This is a genomic window from Gordonia malaquae NBRC 108250, assembly GCF_000344135.1.
Taxonomy (GTDB): Bacteria; Actinomycetota; Actinomycetes; order Mycobacteriales; family Mycobacteriaceae; genus Gordonia; species Gordonia malaquae.
On record NZ_BAOP01000049.1, the window covers coordinates 1 to 18,361 of the forward strand.

At 66.5% G+C, this 18,361-nt stretch carries 20 protein-coding genes; 12 read left to right on the top strand and 8 right to left on the bottom strand.

What is annotated here, in order from left to right; genetic code table 11:
• Window positions 1-256: 256 nt before the first annotated feature.
• On the bottom strand, window positions 257-1,477 hold the full coding sequence (locus GM1_RS20080) for an oxygenase MpaB family protein (RefSeq protein WP_008381987.1): 1,221 nt from the start codon (window positions 1,475-1,477) through the stop codon (window positions 257-259).
• 186 nt (window positions 1,478-1,663) lie between these two features.
• Between GM1_RS20080 and GM1_RS20085 the strand changes: the two genes are divergently transcribed.
• Window positions 1,664-2,578: a TIGR03564 family F420-dependent LLM class oxidoreductase gene (locus GM1_RS20085; RefSeq protein WP_008381989.1), complete on the top strand. Its 915-nt coding sequence runs from the start codon at window positions 1,664-1,666 to the stop codon at window positions 2,576-2,578.
• Window positions 2,579-2,617: 39 nt separating this feature from the next.
• On the top strand, window positions 2,618-3,463 hold the full coding sequence (locus GM1_RS20090) for a sulfurtransferase (protein WP_008381991.1): 846 nt from the start codon (window positions 2,618-2,620) through the stop codon (window positions 3,461-3,463).
• Between the two features lie 4 nt (window positions 3,464-3,467).
• Here GM1_RS20090 and GM1_RS21785 read toward each other — a convergent pair whose 3' ends face one another.
• Together GM1_RS21785 and GM1_RS20100 are read right to left on the bottom strand one after the other, a co-directional pair.
• Complete coding sequence (locus GM1_RS21785) at window positions 3,468-4,688, bottom strand: DegT/DnrJ/EryC1/StrS family aminotransferase (protein ID WP_052005497.1); 1,221 nt, start codon at window positions 4,686-4,688, stop codon at window positions 3,468-3,470.
• Window positions 4,689-4,874: 186 nt separating this feature from the next.
• Window positions 4,875-5,759, bottom strand: a complete 885-nt coding sequence (locus tag GM1_RS20100) for a DUF559 domain-containing protein (RefSeq protein WP_008381993.1) — start codon at window positions 5,757-5,759, stop codon at window positions 4,875-4,877.
• 96 nt (window positions 5,760-5,855) lie between these two features.
• On the opposite strand from GM1_RS20100, the gene GM1_RS20105 reads away from it, so the two are divergent.
• Window positions 5,856-7,100 (top strand): uracil-xanthine permease family protein, encoded by a 1,245-nt coding sequence (locus GM1_RS20105; protein ID WP_008381994.1) that lies wholly within the window; start codon window positions 5,856-5,858, stop codon window positions 7,098-7,100.
• 1 nt (window position 7,101) lies between these two features.
• On the opposite strand, the gene GM1_RS20110 is transcribed toward GM1_RS20105, so the two are convergent.
• Together GM1_RS20110 and GM1_RS20115 are read right to left on the bottom strand one after the other, a co-directional pair.
• Window positions 7,102-7,629 carry a DUF4334 domain-containing protein gene (locus GM1_RS20110; RefSeq protein WP_008381995.1) on the bottom strand — a complete coding sequence of 176 codons (528 nt, stop codon included), beginning with the start codon at window positions 7,627-7,629 and terminating at the stop codon, window positions 7,102-7,104.
• On the bottom strand, window positions 7,626-8,492 hold the full coding sequence (locus tag GM1_RS20115; protein WP_008381996.1) for an oxygenase MpaB family protein: 867 nt from the start codon (window positions 8,490-8,492) through the stop codon (window positions 7,626-7,628). The genes GM1_RS20110 and GM1_RS20115 overlap by 4 nt, the downstream gene beginning before the upstream one ends.
• Before the next feature lie 94 nt (window positions 8,493-8,586).
• Between GM1_RS20115 and GM1_RS20120 the strand changes: the two genes are divergently transcribed.
• Window positions 8,587-9,156, top strand: coding sequence for a TetR/AcrR family transcriptional regulator (locus GM1_RS20120; RefSeq protein ID WP_008381997.1), 570 nt, complete (start codon window positions 8,587-8,589; stop codon window positions 9,154-9,156).
• Here the strand turns inward: GM1_RS20120 and GM1_RS20125 are convergent.
• Together GM1_RS20125 and GM1_RS20130 are read right to left on the bottom strand one after the other, a co-directional pair.
• Complete coding sequence (locus tag GM1_RS20125; RefSeq protein WP_008381998.1) at window positions 9,141-10,010, bottom strand: SDR family oxidoreductase; 870 nt, start codon at window positions 10,008-10,010, stop codon at window positions 9,141-9,143. The genes GM1_RS20120 and GM1_RS20125 overlap by 16 nt on opposite strands.
• A 49-nt stretch (window positions 10,011-10,059) precedes the next feature.
• Complete coding sequence (locus GM1_RS20130; protein WP_008381999.1) at window positions 10,060-11,175, bottom strand: amidohydrolase family protein; 1,116 nt, start codon at window positions 11,173-11,175, stop codon at window positions 10,060-10,062.
• A gap of 126 nt (window positions 11,176-11,301) precedes the next feature.
• Between GM1_RS20130 and GM1_RS20135 the strand changes: the two genes are divergently transcribed.
• The gene (locus GM1_RS20135; protein ID WP_008382000.1) at window positions 11,302-12,456 is read left to right on the top strand and encodes a globin domain-containing protein; all 1,155 of its coding nucleotides are present in this window, start codon (window positions 11,302-11,304) and stop codon (window positions 12,454-12,456) included.
• Between the two features lie 31 nt (window positions 12,457-12,487).
• Here the strand turns inward: GM1_RS20135 and GM1_RS20140 are convergent, their stop codons facing one another.
• On the bottom strand, window positions 12,488-13,369 hold the full coding sequence (locus GM1_RS20140) for a MerR family transcriptional regulator (protein ID WP_008382001.1): 882 nt from the start codon (window positions 13,367-13,369) through the stop codon (window positions 12,488-12,490).
• 152 nt (window positions 13,370-13,521) lie between these two features.
• Here GM1_RS20140 and GM1_RS20145 point away from each other — a divergent pair, with 152 nt between their 5' ends.
• The 7 genes from GM1_RS20145 to GM1_RS20175 all read left to right on the top strand — a co-directional run bounded on the left by GM1_RS20145 (window position 13,522) and on the right by GM1_RS20175 (window position 18,251).
• Window positions 13,522-14,061: a Dps family protein gene (locus GM1_RS20145; protein WP_008382002.1), complete on the top strand. Its 540-nt coding sequence runs from the start codon at window positions 13,522-13,524 to the stop codon at window positions 14,059-14,061.
• A gap of 67 nt (window positions 14,062-14,128) precedes the next feature.
• Entirely contained in the window at window positions 14,129-14,335 is a 207-nt protein-coding gene (locus tag GM1_RS20150; RefSeq protein ID WP_008382003.1) for a CsbD family protein, read from the top strand.
• 97 nt (window positions 14,336-14,432) lie between these two features.
• Complete coding sequence (locus GM1_RS20155) at window positions 14,433-15,383, top strand: SDR family NAD(P)-dependent oxidoreductase (RefSeq protein WP_008382005.1); 951 nt, start codon at window positions 14,433-14,435, stop codon at window positions 15,381-15,383.
• Complete coding sequence (locus tag GM1_RS20160) at window positions 15,347-16,873, top strand: SDR family oxidoreductase (RefSeq protein WP_081604344.1); 1,527 nt, start codon at window positions 15,347-15,349, stop codon at window positions 16,871-16,873. The genes GM1_RS20155 and GM1_RS20160 overlap by 37 nt, the downstream gene beginning before the upstream one ends.
• Window positions 16,866-17,303 (top strand): SRPBCC family protein, encoded by a 438-nt coding sequence (locus GM1_RS20165; protein WP_008382008.1) that lies wholly within the window; start codon window positions 16,866-16,868, stop codon window positions 17,301-17,303. The genes GM1_RS20160 and GM1_RS20165 overlap by 8 nt, the downstream gene beginning before the upstream one ends.
• A 64-nt stretch (window positions 17,304-17,367) precedes the next feature.
• Complete coding sequence (locus GM1_RS20170; protein WP_008382010.1) at window positions 17,368-17,727, top strand: ArsR/SmtB family transcription factor; 360 nt, start codon at window positions 17,368-17,370, stop codon at window positions 17,725-17,727.
• Complete coding sequence (locus GM1_RS20175; protein WP_008382012.1) at window positions 17,724-18,251, top strand: SRPBCC family protein; 528 nt, start codon at window positions 17,724-17,726, stop codon at window positions 18,249-18,251. The genes GM1_RS20170 and GM1_RS20175 overlap by 4 nt, the downstream gene beginning before the upstream one ends.
• The last annotated feature ends 110 nt before the right edge of the window (window positions 18,252-18,361 follow it).

The window sequence follows — 18,361 nt, forward strand, 5'->3', positions numbered from 1 at the left end:
CCCAGCGAGCTGAAGTGCTCACCCGAAGGCTGGCTACCTCAACTAAGTCTGCCAACTCTCGTCGGCAACCTCAGTCCATTCCATTAGCGAGCGAAGCGAGTCGAAAGGCCCACAGCACCCCACCCGACCCCCGCAGCAACAACACACGCTTCGACTCGCTCCGCTCGCTCAACGAGCAGAATGAAGTCCCATCGAAGGCCTACCCGCGGTGTCCGATGGTCACCCCCCACTGCCCCTGCCGAAAACGCGCAGAAGGTTAGCGGCGGAGTGCCTTCGACGCGTCGAAGGCCTCTTCGCGTCGCCCGATGTGCCAGGCGTGCCAACGGCGCCAACTGCGCATCGCGACGGCTTGTTCGGCGCGGTCGACGGCGGGGACAACTCGGCGCAACAGTTCGACGACGGCGACGAGCGGCGCTCGCGCCACCATGAACGCGAGACCCGGAAGCCCACTGGGCAGCCGGTAGTTCTTACGGTTCCACGGGAGCATGAACAACCTCGTGTACCCGGCCTGCAGGTGCAGGTGGAACAGCGTGCGCACCCGCTGAAATCCGCGCACCGACGCTGCAGGCTCGAACGATGGCACGAAGCCTTCGACGAGTTCCGGCCCAAGCTCGCCAGAGTCGTGCTTGCGGGTGGCGTCGAAGTAGTAGAGCAGGCGCACACCGTCGCCGACTGTCGCCGGGTACATGTCGTCGACGCGGCATCCGACGAGGTGGCCGAGGTAGCGGTTGAAGTGCAACACGGCCCGCATCTCTGCCGGGCTGGTGAGAAATCCCAGCGCGTACAGACCGAGCGCCGGGCCGACACTGCCGCCGAGGAGCGTCAGCATCATCTCGCTCTGACTGATCGGCAGACCGTGGACGTCCGACCGCCATTCGGGATGTGCGGCGACGCGCGCTCGTACGGACACATGCATGACCCGGACTTTGAGAGACACTTCACGCGCTGTCGACCCCGGTGTCAGAACCGCGCCGGGCCGACACACCTCGAGCCACCAACGGCTGGTCTCCAGATACCGGTGGAGCGCCGACGCTCCGGCGTAGCCGCCCGACAACGACAGCGGGACGGCGAGCGACGCCTCGGTGTAGGTGTCCATCGTTCCGGCGTTGCCGACTGCCCCGAGGCTGTATCCCCAGCGCCGCCACACTGCCGCGCCTTGTTCGATGAGGTCCGGGTCGAGCCAGTCGGGGATCGTCTCGAACTCGGCGAAGAGCGCACGCATCGACTCCGGTGCATCGGGGACGTTGGCGATTCCGACGCGCAGCGCCTTGTCGAGCAGTGCGCGCGCCTTCTCACCGCCCATCTCCCCGTGGTAGGTCTCGGCGACGAATCGTTCTGCGACGGGGTCGCCTTCCGAATGCCCGCGGGCGAAGGCTTCAGCGACGGCGTCGGAGGGCAGCAGATCGAACCGTGTGAATCGCTTCACCCGATCGCGGACCTTCTTGTGCTGCGGTGACACTGCCAGTTCGACGCCCATGTCTGATGACGATAGATCCGATCCGCGTGAGACGCCAGCGCGAATCCGTCTCATTCTCACTCGGGGCGTGGAGGCTCGGCACGAGCACTTCGACTCGCAAGCTCGCTTGAGGAGCAGTGAGGTGCGGTCCGCTCAGCACAAGTACTGTCGAACTCACAGTCCCGCCCCACACATACGGAGATGAACATGCAGGTCAGCGTCGTCTGGACGATCAACGCGAAGAACTTGTCCCTCGACAAGTCGATCGAGAATCTCGCGCAACTCCACAGTGAAGGCTTCGCACGGGTGTGGTCCACGCAGATGCCGAACGAACCCGACCTGCTGACCGCGATTGCTGTCGCCGGACGCGAAGTGCCCGGTATCGAGTTCGGCACAAGCGTTCTCCCGATCCAGTCGCAGCATCCGATGAAGCTCGCCCAGCAGGCGCTGACCGTCAACCAGATCATCGGCGGCCGCCTCAATCTCGGGCTCGGACTGAGTCATCGCGTGGTCACCGAAGGCATGTGGGGCGTCCCATACGCCAAGCCCGTCCAACGCACCTCGGAGTACCTCGACGGACTCCTCCCCTTGCTGGCGGGCGACAAGGTCAGCGCCGCAGGCGATCTCGTGACCACTCGCGGGAAGCTGTCACTGGTGGACGTCCCGGCGCCGCCCGTCTACTTCGCTGCTCTCGGTCCCAAGATGCTCGATCTCGCCGGACGTCGCACGGCGGGCACCGTCACCTGGATGACCGGCCCCAAGACGCTGCGGGACCACATCATCCCGACACTCCGTCAGTCCGCGGCCGACGCCGGTCGACCCGACGGTTCGGTCCGCACGGTCGCGATGCTGCCGGTCAGCGTGACCGACGACGTCGACGGCGCCCGAGCCGAAGCCGGCCGCCAGTTCGCCATGTACGACGGGCTGCCGTCATACAAGGCGATGCTCGACCGCGAAGGCTTCACCGGTCCCGCCGACGCCGCGATCATCGGCGACGAGGCGACCGTCGCCGACAAGATCCGCGAGCTGGCGTCGTTCGGTGTCGACGAGTACGTCGGCATCCTCTTCGACCGCGACGCCGAGACCCGCGACCGCACGCGGGCTCTGCTCCGCACTCTGTGACGCCCCACTCCGGGTACGCGCATCGCTACGCTCGATCGTATGCCTGACGCCTCGGACCACGCCGTACTGATCACCGTCGACGATCTCGTCGAATCGATGCTGTCGAATCGACCGCCCGCGGTGCTCGACATCCGTTGGCAGCTGGGTCGGGACGACGGTGCCGAGCGCTATCGCGACGGGCATCTGCCCGGCGCCGTCTTCGTCGATCTGGAGGCGGAACTGGCCGCACCCGCGAATTCCGAACTCGGCAGACATCCCCTGCCCGATCTCGAACGACTGCAGGCGTCGGCACGCAGCTGGGGTGTCGACTTCGGTTCGCCGGTTGTGGTCTACGACGACAACGCGGGCATGTCCGCAGCACGGGCGTGGTGGCTTCTGCGCTGGGCAGGCGTCGCCGACGTGCGGATCCTCGACGGAGGGTTCGGCGCGTGGCGGGACGCCGGGATGCGCGTGTCGAAGGGCGACGCGAAGCCTCGGACCGGCACCGTCAGCCTGTCCGCCGGGGCCATGCCGACCGTTGACATGAACGACGTCGCCTCCACTTCGGCGATTGTGCTCGACGCCCGCGCCGGTGAACGATTCCGCGGGGAGGTCGAGCCTGTCGATCCGCGCCCCGGCCACATCCCCGGCGCGGTGAGCGCGCCGACGTCGGACAACGTCGACGCGTCCGGCCGCTTCCTGCCCCCGTCCGTTCTGCGCGCTCGCTTCGCAGACCTCGGCGTCACCCCGGGCCAGGAGGTGGTGGTCTATTGCGGGTCAGGTGTCACCGCAGCTCACCAGATCGCGGCGCTCGCGGTGGCGGGAATCGACGCCACGCTCTATCCCGGCTCGTACTCACAGTGGTCGTCCGATCCGACGCGCCCGGTCGAGACTTCTCTCCCCTGACCGCTCACCCTCGCGGACCGGTCTTGGCGGCAGAGAACAGTGCCGCGACGACGTGATCCTGCTCGGTGATCGTCAGACCCGGAAACATCGGAAGACGCAGCACATTCCCGGACCGTGACGTCTCGACACCGCGCTGGGCGAGGGTCTCGCCGGTGTGCGCCGCGAGCCGGGTGTCCTGGGTGACGGCGAACTGGTTCCACACGTGGTTGTCGACTCGCTCGGGCAGGGTGATGAATCCGGTGTCGGCGAGCGGTGCGAGCCAGTCGAGGTAGCGGAGCGCCAAGATCGATCGACGCAGGTTGTTGAGTGCCAGATAGGGCAGCCGCGCGGACAGGGCAGCCGCTTGAACGTCGTCCATCGGGGTGTCGAGGCTGAGTTCTCGTGCGAGTTCGGCGACATCGGACCGATTCGTGAGCACCGCGCCCGAACGCCCACAGGAGGCCAGGTTCTTCTGGACGTCGAAACCGACGGCGACTGCGTCAGACCACACTCCCAACCCGTCGAGACCGATGCCCTGACCACCGTCTTCGACGATCGCGACGTCGGTGCCCGCGACAACGGCGCTGATCGACCGGACATCGGCGGCACGACCGTTGAGATGAATCGGAACGACGCAGCGGGTACTGGGGGTCAGGACGTCGCGCACCGACTCCGGGTGGAGCAGATGATCGTCGCCGACCTCCGCGGTCACCGGATTCGCTCCGGCGAGACAGACCGCATTCGTGGTCGCGTGGGGCGTGTTGGACGGGATGACGACGTCGTCACCGCGCCCGACCCCGACCGCGTGCAGTGCAACGACGAGAGCATCCGTCCCGGACGCGGTGCCGACCGCGCTCACCGCGCCATGGAAACCCGCAAGCGCGTGCTCGAACTCCGCGACCTGGGGGCCTGCGGTGAACAGCCCGGTCACCAGCACGTCGTGGACGGCCCGTTCGATGGGCCCGATCTCCTCGACCGCGAGCAGGCGATCACACGGCGCGGCCGGAACCGCCGTCACCACACCTCCGACGTCGACGATCGACTTCCGCTTCCACAGGGGATTGCGCGTGGCCATGTGCCGAAGCTGCTCGTTGCCGGGTACATCGAGGACCATCACCGGCCGCGGCGGAAGACGGTGCATCACCCGATCCGCAAGCAGGCTCAGATCAGTGGCTCGACCGTTGACGGTCATCGGCTCGACGTCGCGGACGCCTTGCTCCGACATGCCCGAGAACACTTGTGTCATCTTCCGTCCCTCTGTAGTGACAGCGGCCGCTCGATCAGCGGCTGCACATTCAGAACTACCCCCGATTCGTGTCCTCGGGAACGGGGCGAAGCGTCAATATCTCGTAGGGAAATCGCTAAGACTCCGACTCGAAGCACATTTGGTTCGCAAAAGGCGTATATCCGCCTTTCGAGCACCAAATGTGAATCAGTCGACGCTTCGGCGGAGATCAAGGGTGCTCATGAGCTCGGTCAAGACTTCGTCGGGCGCGAACTCGAGGCGTTTCCACGTGAAGATCAGCGGCACCCAGCCGATGGCCGACAACGCGTTCGTCGTCGCCTGGTCTTTCTCCCACTGTTCGTGGTCATGATGGAACGCCCAGCCGTGCAGTTGCACGACGACCCTCTCCGCGGGGAACACGAAGTCCATGCGGAGGTTGCCCATCCACACCTGCTGCGTCCACCCAGTGACGCCGTGCTTGTTCAAGAATCGGACGAACTTGCGCTCCAATTCCGATTCGGACAGGTCTTCCGCTGAACGCAGGAGCCGTCGGGCAGTCCGCATTCCCCGCGAACCCGCATTCCGTTCGAGCGCCGAGCGAAGGTCTTTCAGCGTCACGCAGCGGATCTGCAGGGCCCTGTCCATGAGCGCGACGCCGTCGTCGCCGAGATCGGCGGCCGCAGCCAGCACCGTCAGCGGAAGCGCTGTCGTCGCCAAGCCCTTCACGGTCGTCACGTCTTCCGCGGCGAAGGAACGGCGACACACCGACGCGGGCACCGTGCACGAGTCGACGACGTGCGAGCTTCGCGGCAGCGAGAGCGTCACCTCGTCGGGCAGGACCTTCGTCAGACCGTGCAACCACGCCGCCGCAGTCCTGTCGACGACCGCCCCGGCGTAACCGTTCGCGACGATCCGGACCCGCGCCATGTCAGTCATCCGGTGCTCCGCCGACAGGAACGTCGACCGCGCGTGCGCTACCCACAGGCCTCTCTCGGTCCGCGCGCGCAATTGCCCTCTTGTCATGCCGAGATCGCGAGCTTGAGCCGTGGTGATGACGCCGTCGTGGTCGGCGAGAAAGCGCGCAGCACGCACTCCGACCGATTGTTCTGCCCCCATACTCGTTGGACGCACGCCACGCGGTTGCGGTTCCACTGCCGCCCCTCGGGCGTGTCGGATAACCTCCGACGCATGTTGACGTGGAAGACCGTCCCGGCAGACGCGACGGTCGTCGCCCCGGACGAACGCTTGTCCTGGCCTCGAACGATCGGAATCGGCGCGCAGCACGTGGTCGCGATGTTCGGCGCCACGTTCCTCGTCCCGGTGCTCACGGGCTTCCCACCGTCGACGACGCTGCTGTTCTCGGGCATCGGCACGATCGCCTTCCTGGTGATCACCGGCAACAAGCTCCCCAGCTATCTCGGCTCAAGCTTCGCGGTGATCGCGCCGGTGACCGGTGCAGTCGCAGCTCATGGGACCGGCAGTGCTCTCGGCGGCCTGATCGTTCTCGGCTTGGTGCTCATCGCGATCGGCGCCGTCGTGCATTTCGTCGGAACCCATTGGATCGACGTGATCCTGCCTCCGATCGTCACCGGAGCGATCGTCGCTCTGATCGGGTTCAACCTGGCGCCGGCTGCGAAGGACAACTTCGAGAAGGGGCCTGTCGTCGGCCTGATCACCCTGGTTCTGATGGTGACGGTGCTCGCGTTCTTCCGCGGCCTCGTCGGCAGACTGGCGATCTTCCTCGCCGTTGTGGTCGGCTACCTGATCGCGTTGGCCCAGGGCGACGTCGACACCTCGGCGATCGCGTCCGCCGCCTGGATCGGCTTCCCCGAGTTCCACGCGCCGTCGTTCAACCTGTCAGTCCTCCCGCTGTTCCTACCCGCGGTGATCGCCCTGATCGCCGAGAACATCGGCCATGTGAAGTCGGTGTCCCAGATGACCGGCCGCGACCTCGATCCGATCACCGGCAAGGCGCTGATGGCCGACGGCGTAGCGACCGTCCTCGCCGGCGCGGGCGGCGGGTCGGCGACGACGACCTACGCCGAGAACATCGGTGTCATGGCGGCGACCCGCATCTACTCGACGGCCGCCTACTGGGTCGCCGCGATCGCTGCGATCCTCTTGTCGCTGTGCCCCAAGGTCGGCGCCGTGATCTCGGCGATTCCGCCGGGCGTCCTAGGCGGCGCGACAGTGGTGCTCTACGGACTCGTCGGCATCCTCGGTGTGCGGATCTGGCTGACCGCGAACGTCGACTTCTCCAAACCGATCAACCAGATGACCGCAGCGATCCCCCTGATCATCGGCATCGCCAACTTCACGTGGCAGGTCGGCGACCTCATCTTCACCGGTATCGCGCTCGGCTCGATCGCCGCGCTCGCGATCTACCACGGCATGCGTCTGCTTACGGCGGCGCGCGACCTCAAAGCCGACTGACTCACCAGTCCCTTTCCAGCAGGAAGAAGTACGGCTCGGTCGAGCCGCGGACGTCCATCGCGCCGAACAGCGTGTTCTGATCCAGCGCACGGAAATGGTCGATGATCGGCAGTTGGTCGTAGACCATGCTCGTGCTGACCACGCCGCGGTATTCAACGCGACGCAGTCGGGCTCGGTGCCGACGGGTCCTCGCCAAGGCGAAGCCGACGCCGACCCCGGGAATCTTCGGACGAGGGAGCCGAGCGCCGAACTTGACGAGTGTTTGCAGCGGCATCGCTCCCGGGTTGACCGGGAACAACGAACCGGGTGTGCCGAACAGGAGCGGGTGCACATGATCGGCGTCGTCGAAGCGTTTGCCGTACCAGCCGCTCACTGCGAGGAACCCGTCGAGCGGGTGACCGGTGGGCGCCTCGGACCCGCGCCATTGTCCGAGGACGTCATCGACTCCGACGCCCGGCAGCGAGTCGAAGAGAGCGGCCGCGTCGGCGTTGGGCAGTCCGGCCTGGAGGTCGGCGACGGTGATCGTCATCGTGCCTCCTCCAGGTGCTTCACCGGACAGCCGCCCGGGAACGTGCCGAGCTTCTCGACCTCGAATCCGGCGGGGTACGACTTCACTCGGCGACTGTCGCCGAAGCCCATCGGAGTGCGCCGCGGCGGCAGCATGCGAACGAACCATGCTCGTGCACGCATCGCCCGTCGGCTCAGCGCGACGACGGCCGCGGACGGCTTCTTGTAGTGCAGTGCGTCGAGCAGCGGATCGTCCATCAGCGCACGTGAGAACGCCCGAACTGCTGGACGCGCCGGCGTCGGGTAGAAGGTCGCAAGGAGGTCGAGCGTCATGTCGGCGACGGCACGTCCGCCCTCGTCGAAGGCGAAGTGCTCTGCTTCGTAGTCGTCGAGCAGAGTCGAGAACTCGTCGTATGTCTCCGGGATGTCCTTGATGTTCATGTGCCGGCCGAGTTCGCGGTAGTAGTTCGTCGCGGCGACGACCTCGTCGTAGCTGAGCTTGCGCCAACCGTGTTCGTCGATCCACCGCTTGGGCACCACGACGAAGGTCGCGAGGACGTACCGGAAGTCGTCGTTGGAGATGTCGTATCGATGATGCATCTGGTTGATACGACGCAGCGCGGCCTTGCCGTCGGGCGACGCGAACCCGCAGACCAGAGGGGCTTCCAGGAGCAATCCGGTGTCGTCGTACCGCTTCTGCGTGTCGTCGAATCCGCCCGACGCCGCCAGGAGCGAGCCGACGCTCGGCACCGCGTACGTACGGAACAGGGCGAAGCTGAGCGCCTGATTGAAGTCCCACGGGAAGTCGAGCATGGACATGTTTTGGTACATCTCCAGGTAGTCGCGGTGCGGATCCAGCCCGGCATTGCGATCTGGGTTGAACATGGCGGGTCCTCTCTTCGGCTGCCCACTTACCATAAGTCTACTTATGGACGGTTCGCAAGGGATTGCCCGAACCCGACGTGACAGAATCCCATTCATGGAGACGTCAGCCGAACCCGACAAGCTGCGTTCCCGTTTCCTCGACGCAGGAATGACTGTGCTCGCCCGTGACGGCTACTCCGGGTTCAAGCAGGCCGCGGTCTGCGCGGAGGCAGGCGTCACCACCGGCGCGTTCTACCACTCGTTCCGAAACTGGAAAGCCTTCGAATCTGAGCTGATCGGACATTGGCGAGTCGAAGCCACCGATCGCCTCGTCGAATCGGCCCGCAACGTCGCCGACCCGCACGAACGCATCCGCGCACTGATCTCGATCGCGCTCGGCCTGCCGCACGCGACCGAACGCGCCATCCGCACATGGGCCGCCAACGACCCTGAGGTGCACGCGGCCCTCGCCGACGTGGAGAACGCTAGGCGCAGCGCCATCGCCGAAATGGGCGTCGAACTGTTCGGCGAGGCCACTGCCGACCGCCTCGCGTCGACCGCGATGCTGCTTCTCACCGGTTTCGAGAACTCGACCCAGCCGTCACTTGACGATTTCAAGTGGGCGATGGACACGTTCACCGCCGCCGCATTGACGATGACCGGCGCAGATCAGACGTCGGAGTAGTCGGCCACCTGACCGCGCTTCGGCGCCTGGTACATGGTCCACGCCATGCGCGGAAGCAAGCGGCCGGGCAGTCGCGCGGGCCAGTCGTCGGGCCGCAGCAGCGCCTCGGTCCCACCGTCGACCGTGATCACCGATCCGACCATGAAGTCGGCCGCAGGCGACAGCATGGTCATCACCCACTGCGCGAGCTGCTCGGGGGTTCCGTACTCACGCACCGGCACGGGGAAGGACCTCACCTGGCTGCCGGTCGGGCTCGCCAGCTGCCCCGCGAGCAGCGGAGTCATCACAGGCCCCGGAGCGATCACATTCATGCGGATTCCAGCACCCGCCCACTCCGCCGCCACCGACGTCCGGCGAACCCAGCGAGCGACTGCGATCTTCGACGCCGCGTACGACGCGGGTGCCGCCAGAGGACCACGGCGCGAGAGGATCCGAGCCGCCTTCGCCGCATCACCCGCGAGCAGGGCACGTACCGCTCCGCGCGGGACGAGGGGCGTCGATGTTGTCGAATTCGATCCGAACACAACAACTTTCGCGTTGCCCGCTTGCGCCAGACGCGGCCTCAGCGCCTCCAGGAGTTCGGTGACGCCCAGGTAGTTCACCTCGACGAGCGTGCGTTCTCGGCCTCGCCTCGGGCCCATCCCCGCAGCCAGAACCGCCCCGTCGATCGGGCCGTCGACCTTGGCCAGAATGTCGCGGGACGCCGCGATTCGACCGTCCCGCGTCGACAGATCCGCGGTCACGTCGGCATCAGCGAGGTCGACGCCGACCACCTCGTGACCGTCCTGCCGCAGCCGCTGCGCGACCGCCGCTCCCATTCCCGACGCCGACCCGGTCACCACGTACACACCCATACAGTTACTAGAACACGTTTCACTTCTGGCCGGTAGTCCCGCGCAGGTCTCAGATCGCGTAGATGCGCTTGGCGTTCTCGGCGAAGAGATGTGCGAGGAGGCGCTCACCGCGGTCGCCGACCACGTCGAGCAGGGCGCCGATGACCACGTCGAGCGAGGCGTTGGGCCTGTCGATCGGCATGTCCGAGCCGAACACGACTCGCTCGGGACCGAACCTGTCGACCACGTGGAGGACGAGTGGTCCGATCATCTCGGCGAGGATGTCGCGGCCACCGATGTTGCCCGCCGTCTCGCGGCCGTAGCCGAGCGGCCCGAGCGCCAGCCCCGACACTTTGACGACGATGTTGGGACGAGCGGCGAGCATGCTCATCCGCTCCTTCCACAGGTTCAAGATCTCGGCGCGCGCCGCGGCCGTCGCTCCCGCTCCGGCACCGACCGGACCGAACACGCCGACAGGCAGGCCGAGGTGCTCGATCACAATCGTGGTCTCGGGAAAGCGCCTGGCCAGGAAATCGAGCTCGCCCAGCTGATGAGAGTAGGCGAACGAATGAAACGCGAGGCGGTTCTCAGCGATCGACTCGAACCCGCGCAGGAACGACGCCGTGCTGAGGACGCCCGGCTCGCGCCTCCACTGCATCACCTGCGCGTCGGAATGCCGGGCCCATTTGTAGCGGACTCCGCGCACCAGCGGGCTGTAGCGAATCTGCTCGTCGACCGACGCGCCGAAGTCGGCATGTGTCGGATCGCCTGCGATCACGAGCGCACCGAGATCGGGAACTCCGTTGTGACCGAACGGCAGACCCGCTACATAGCGAGTCTCGGCGAACGACGACGCCGCATCCGAGCTGTCGCCGAACCAGTGCGATTCCATGTGAACCACCGAGCTGACGCCAACACCGGCCACGCGCCGCACTCCCGCGGCCTCGGCACCGTACTGTCGAGAGCCGTACGGGGATCGAACGATGCTCGGGTCGATCATCATCCGCATCTCGGAACGTCGGGTCGTCATCCCGGACACCCAGAGGGCGGGACGTGGGAATCGTTTGATCAGCGGCATGGTCGCCACTCGGGCGTACCGTGACAGCGCCCAGGTGGAGCGCATCGGGTCATAGAAATGAACGTGAGCGTCGACGATCCCCGGGATCACCCCACTCAATGTCACCATCGATTCAGGGTCGCATATGCGTCCGACGACACATGCCGCCGGCGACGCAATTCACGTGTCGTGTCGGCCCCGGCGGCTACCCTCTAGTACTAACAGTCGGTCGAGAAGCTGAGGAGGACGTCGCCGGTGACCCCACCCGCGCAGCCTGTGCTGACCGTCCTTCGCGACCGTATCGCTCACGATCCCGACCGCTTCGCGGTCGGCGTGTTCAATCGCCTCTTCGCCGAAACACCGTTTCTGCGGGAGCTGTTCCCGAGCGAGATGAGCCGCATGCGGGCGACGTTCACGCAGGTCGTCGACCACGTGCTCGACGCGATCGCAAATGACGACGACCACGCCGAACTCATCGAGTTTCTCGCGCAGCTGGGACGTGATCACCGCAAGTTCGGTGTGATCGGCGACCACTACTGGTTGATGTACGACGCACTGATGGCCGAGTTCGCCGCCATGTTGGGTCCGGGATGGTCACCCGACGCCCAGGAAGCGACGTCGCACGCGATGATGCTGATGACCGGCGTGATGCGCGGCGCAGCCGACAGCGTCGAAGGCCCGGCGGTCTGGCATGCCCGCGTGGTCCAGAAGTTCCAGATCAATCGCGAACGAGCCGTCGTCCGCCTGGTGCCCACGGGCCCCCGGATGCCGTACCGCTCAGGCGAGTACACCGAGGTCCAGGTCCCACAGCATCCACATCTGTGGCGGAATCTGTCTCCGGCGACGCCGCCGAACGAGCGCGGCGAGCTCGAGTTCCACGTGCATGCGATCCCGAACGGACTGTTCAGCGGGGCCATCGTCCGCGACACCCAGCCCGGCGACGTGTGGCGCTTCGGTCAGCGACACGGGACTATGCAGGTGACTGGGAAACGTCCGGTCCTCATGGTCGGCGGCGGGTCCGGACTGTCGCCGCTCCGCGCGATCCTGCTCGAGATGGCCCACCGCCCGGACTCGCCTCCGACGCATGTCTTCTACGGCACCCGCCACCCGGGTGAACTGTACGAACTCGGCGTGCTCGCCCAACTGGCGTCGACCAATCCGTGGCTCCGAGTGACCGCCGTCGCTGAGACTCCCGACGACCCGTGGTGGATCGGCGACTCAGCCGATCCCCGCCAATGGGGCTTTGAACTGCGGTTCGGCCGCGTCGGCGACATCGTCGCCGGCTACAGCGATTGGACCCAGCACGAGGTCCTGCTCTCCGGGCCGGCCCCGATGGTGTTTCACACGCAGCTCAAGCTGCGTGCGTCCGGCGTCCCGCCCGACCGCATCCTGCACGACCCGCTGAACTGACCGCCGAACGCTACGTCCTGCTCCCCGAGCACTATCTCCTGCTCCTCGAGCGGAGTCGAGAGGCCACCACCACATCGGCCGACGCCGACAGCGACAGCGGGAGCGGGATCGCAGAAGGAACGTCGACGGCATGCGTGCCACCGACGTACATCTGGGGGACGCCCGCATCCTTCAGGACAGCACAGACCGCGTCGGCGTTCACGGCGTCGTCCGCCATGGTCGCGACCGTCACGACGGTGCGGGGCGCCCATTCTGCAGCCAGTCGGCGCCAGCTCTCGAGGGGCACGTCCGCGCCCGCGTAGAGGACGTCGACGCCGCGCCTACGCAGGCAGACCGCGAAGGCGAGTGCCGCGATCTCGTGGTGGCAGTCCGGAGGCAGACCGACCACCACCCGTGGTCCGACCGCCGGCGCGGCATCGAACAGTCGCCCGAGGCGACGCATCACCGCGGCGGCTATGTAGTGCTCCACGAGCACCGGAATCCGCTCGCTCGCCCACGCTTCGCCGACTACCCGCATGCTCGGCAGCAGCCAACGTTCAAGGGCCTCCTCGACATCGGGTTCGGTCAACGCCTCATCGAGCAGCGCGTCCAGCGCAGCGCCGTCGTAATAAGCGCCCGCCCGTACCAGCGCGTCGTGGTCGTCGAGCAGTTCCTGGGGCCTCGGCCCAGACACATCCTCGACTCTCGGGGTGGTCGCGACGATCGCTGCGGCACGGTTCGGCGCGATACCCGACTCGACCAGGGCCCGCATGTGCCGTAGACGGTCCACATCGGCCGGCAGGTACCCGCGATAGCCGGACGACCCGGATCTGACCGGCACGACGATCCCGTATCGCTTCTCCCAGGCTCGGAGTGTCGTCGTCGGGATGCCCACGACGCGCGCGACCTGGCCGATCCGCAGCCCGTCTGACATGGGCGATCACCTCCTCGTACATTCTCGCATCACCCTTAACATTAGACAGAACTAGATATTTGTGTAAGGTTTGTGGTGTCGGCGGAACAACAGGCACTCGACGGGACAAGTCCCCGCCCTGGCCGCCACAAGCTGAAGGAGTTGACGAACAGATGACCGCATTCAGCATCCCCGGGCTCAGCACGAACGACACCGAGAAGGCTGTCGCGATCCTGCAGAAGCGCTTGTCGGCGTACAACGATCTGCATCTGACCCTCAAACACGTGCACTGGAACGTCGTCGGAAAGTCGTTCATCGCAGTCCACGAGATGATCGATCCCCAGGTCGAGCTCGTCCGCGGTTACGCGGACGCAGTCGCCGAGCGGATCGCCGCCATGGGTGCCTCCCCTCGCGGCCGCGCAGGCGACGTCGTCGCCGACCGGGACTGGGACGACTACAGCCTGCTTCGTGACACGACCGACGCCCATCTCGCGGCACTCAACAAGGTGTACGACGGCCTGATCGCCAGCAGTCGCGGCGCCATCGCCGCGCTGGGCGACCTCGATCCAGTGTCCGAGGATCTGCTCATCGGCCAGACCGGCGAACTCGAGAAGTTCCAATGGTTCGTACGCGCGCACCTCGAAGACGAGTCGGGTGCCATCGCAGGCCAGAGCGAGCACACCGAGACGGGTGCCGCCGCACAAGCTCGCTGATCTCTCGCTCTGGCGGGAGAGAACCTCACAAACCGCACCACAGAATCCACGAAAGGACCACAAGATCATGGGCGTTCAGGACAAGTTCGAGAACAAGGCCGAAGAACTCAAGGGCCGCGCCAAGGAGACCGCGGGGGCCGCGCTGGGCGACGACGACCTGAAGAACGAGGGCAAGGCCGACCAGGCGTCGTCCGCGATCCACAAGGGTGTCGAGAAGGTGAAGGACAAGGCGAATGAGATCGCCGAGAAGCTGGTAGGCGACGACAACAAGTAGTCGACGACAGCAGTGCGACACGAGGCGGCGGGAGGACGGTTCCCGCCGCCTCGTGGCATTGCGACCACCTGAACCACCCGCCAGAGAGGACCGCACGATGGCATTGCTCGACACCGTGCTGGACCGTTCCGTGATCGGGGGCTACTCACGCCTCGGGTTCGCGATCCGGTCCCGGACGTGGAATCAACCTGCACCCGGATCGATGGTGGGGCGAACGGTTGTGGTCACCGGCGCGACATCAGGCATCGGCTCGGCCGCTGCGGCCCGCATAGCCGCCCTGGGCGGCAGCCCGATTCTGGTCGGACGGAACCCCGACCGCGCCGAGGGAGTACGAGCCTCGATTCTTCAGACGCAGCCGAGCGCAGTCGTCGGGATCGAACTGGGCGACGTCTCCGACCTTTCCGAGGTCCGCGACCTAGCGAACCGGCTGACCGAACGAGGGGTGGACGGGATCGTTCACAACGCGGGCGTGATGCCGCCAGAGCGCACTGAGTCGGCCGACGGCCACGAGATGTCGCTGGCTACGCACGTTCTCGGTCCGGTGCTGCTGACCGAACTGCTGGCCCCGCAGTTGGCCTCGGCCGGCGACGCGCGCGTCGTGTTCATGTCGTCCGGCGGCATGTACACGGCGGCGTTGCCTTCCGACGACCTCGAGTACCGGTCCGGAGACTACCGCGGCGCACGCGCCTACGCCCGCAGCAAACGGGTGCAGGTGGCGTTGCTGCCGATCCTCGCCGACCGCTGGGCCGACGCGGGAGTCACGGTGTCGGGCATGCACCCTGGGTGGGTCGACACCCCCGGCGTCGCCGATTCGCTGCCGGGATTCCGGCGGGTCACCGGGCCGCTTCTGCGTTCGGCGCAGGAGGGCGCCGATACCGCGGTATGGCTGCTGTCGACGGAACCGACACCGCCGAGCGGGCTGTTCTGGCACGACCGCGCGCCGCGTCCGACGCACTACTTCGGCGGTTCCGACGACGGGCTCGCCGAGGTGTGGCGCGAAGTCGCCACAGCATGCGGCATCGCGGAGACGAAGGCGGCCCAGTCGTGAGAGTCGTCGTGTTCGGGGCCACCGGGTACATCGGCGGACGGCTCGTTCCCGAATTGATCGCGGCCGGGCACACCGTGCGGCTGATGGCGCGTTCGCCGGAGAAGCTCGACGATGTTCCGTGGCGCGCCGAGGTCGACGTGGTCCGGGGCGACGTCACCGATCAGATTTCTGTGCGCGCCGCAGTCGACGGCCAGGAGGTCCTCTACTACCTCGTTCACTCCCTTGTGCGAAAGGACTTCGTCACCGTCGACGCCGACGCCGCCCGACTCGTCGGCGCGCAGGCTGCCGACGCCGGGATACAACGCATCGTCTATCTCAGCGGGCTGGTTCCAGACGCCGAGGAACTGTCGCCGCACTTGGCATCGCGCGCCGAGGTGGGACGCATCCTGCGCGACAGCGGAGTGCCGACGGCGGAGCTGCGGGCCGCTGTGATCCTCGGATCCGGGTCGGCCAGCTTCGAGATGCTGCGATACCTGTCCGAACGTCTGCCCGCGATGATCACCCCGCGCTGGGTGAAGAACCGCATTCAACCGATTGCGGTGCGCGACGTCCTGCACTACTTGGTCGGTTCGGCCGAGCTTCCCGCCGAGGTGAATCGATCGTTCGACATCGGCGGCCCCGACGTGCTCACTTATCTCGAGATGATGCGCGAGTACGCGGTTGTCGCCGAACTGCCGCGACGCCTCGTGGTGCCCGTCCCGGTGCTCACGCCCTGGCTGTCGGCCCAGTGGGTGAATCTCGTGACGCCTGTTCCGCGGTCGATCGCGGTTCCGCTGATGGAATCGCTGGTGCACGAGGTGGTCTGCCACGAGCAGGACATCGCCGAGTACATCCCCGAACCGGCCGGAGGGCTGACCGGCTACCGGCGGGCCGTCGAGTTGGCACTGGCCCGCATCCGCGACCTGGACGTGCCGACCCGATGGTCCGATGCGACGTCGACCCCCGCCCCGTCCGACCCCATTCCGTCCGACCCCGAGTGGTCCGGCGGAACCCTGTACAAGGACGAGCGACGTCACGACTCCGACGCACCCCCTGAGATGTTGTGGGAGGTCATCGAGGCGATCGGCGGCGAGACCGGCTGGTACTCGTTCCCGCTCGCGTGGAGTGTCCTCGGATGGATCGATCGCCTCAGCGGCGGCGTCGGACTCCGCCGCGGTCGACGAGACCCGCGCAGGTTGCGCGTCGGCGAGGCGCTCGACTGGTGGCGCGTCGAAGACCTCGAACGCCCGCGGCTCCTCCGGCTGCGCGCCGAGATGAAGGTGCCGGGAGACGCCTGGCTGGAGTTGTCCGTCGAGCCTCGCGACAACGGCGGATCGGTGTATCACCAGCGCGCGCTGTTCCGTCCGAACGGGTTGGCTGGACACGCCTACTGGGCCTCGATCCTGCCGTTCCACGGCATCATCTTCAGCGGTATGGCACGCAACATCACCGGGCAGGCCGCCGCCCAGTCCGAACACTTCGTCGTCAAGCAGGAGAAAGAACATGATTGAGATGCAGCAGACGGTGTCCACCGAGGCGTCCGCCGTCGCGGTGTTCGACTACCTGTCCGATTTCACGAACGCAGAGCAGTGGGATCCGAACGCTGTCGCCGTGAAAACGCTCAGCGGCGACGGACGCGTCGGCACCCGATACCGGGTGGAGAGCAAGTTCGCCGGCCGAACCACGACGCTCGACTACGAGCTGACCGACGTCGAACCGCACTCGCTCATCCGACTTCGCGGCGAGAAGAAGTCGATCACCGCAGTCGACACGATCACGGTGGTCGAGGTGGGGGACCGCACCGAGGTGACCTACGCGGTCGCCTTCGACTTCCACGGAGCGCTCGGACTGCTCGAACCGCTGCTCCGTCTCGCCGTTCGACGCCTGTTCACCGACGGCGCAGAGGGACTCAGCAGGGAGCTCAGCCGCCTCACGCACTGACAGACGTTGTGCCGTCGGCTTCTCGCCCTTGACTATTGGTAACCGATTGATTACCAATAGTGGGGTGGACGCATTCGAAGCTCTCGCAGACCCGGTGAGACGCAGCCTGCTGACACGACTGCGCGACGGGCCCGCTCGCGTGGTCGACCTCGCGAGCGATCACGACATCAGTCGGCCCGCGATCAGCAAGCATCTACGACTCCTGACCGAGGCCGGATTAGTCGACGCGTCGACCTCCGGTCGCGAGCGGCACTACCGGCTGACCGTCGAGGGAATCACCCCCGTGCGGGAGTTCCTCGACAGTCTCCGCCCACCTGCGCCATTGATTCCAGAACACGTCCTCGACGGCCTCGACCTCGAGGTCCGCCGCACCAGCCGAGAGCGACGCGAGAGCGACGCCGACCGCAAGGAGAACACCGCATGAGCACACCCGCCCCGACCGGTCGACGTCTCGACGCAACCGACGGCACCTACTGCGAATGGCGTCGGACGTTTCGTGCGCCCATCGACGACGTGTGGGCCGCGATCACCGAACCGGAGCGCCTGGCCCGTTGGATCGGTACATGGACTGGTGAGCCCGCTTCCGGCGAAGTGCGATTCCAGATGCTGTTCGAGGGAGACGACATGCCCGCGGAAGCGTTCGCAATCGACGAATGCGACCCGCCCAGACGGCTTCGCGTCACGACCACCTCCCCGTACGACGGCGAGAATCCGACGCACTGGCGCCTCCGCCTCGATCTCACCGAAGCCGACGGCGTCACCACGCTGACGTTTGCCCAGAGCGTTCCCGACCCGAAGATGGCTGAAGGCGTCGGCCCCGGTTGGGATTACTACCTCGACCGCTTGGTCGCGGCCGAGACCGGAGACGACGCCTCCGCCGTCGACTTCGCCGACTATCACCCGAACGACGCGTTCACCGCGCACTACCGCGCCGAGTTCGGGTTCTGACGGCCCTCACACCCCCTGCTCCTCGAGCAAGCCCGTCCCCCGCCCCTTGAGCGAGCTCCTCCCCCTGCCCCTTGAGCGAGCTTGCGAGTCGAAAGGCCTGTGCCGCTACA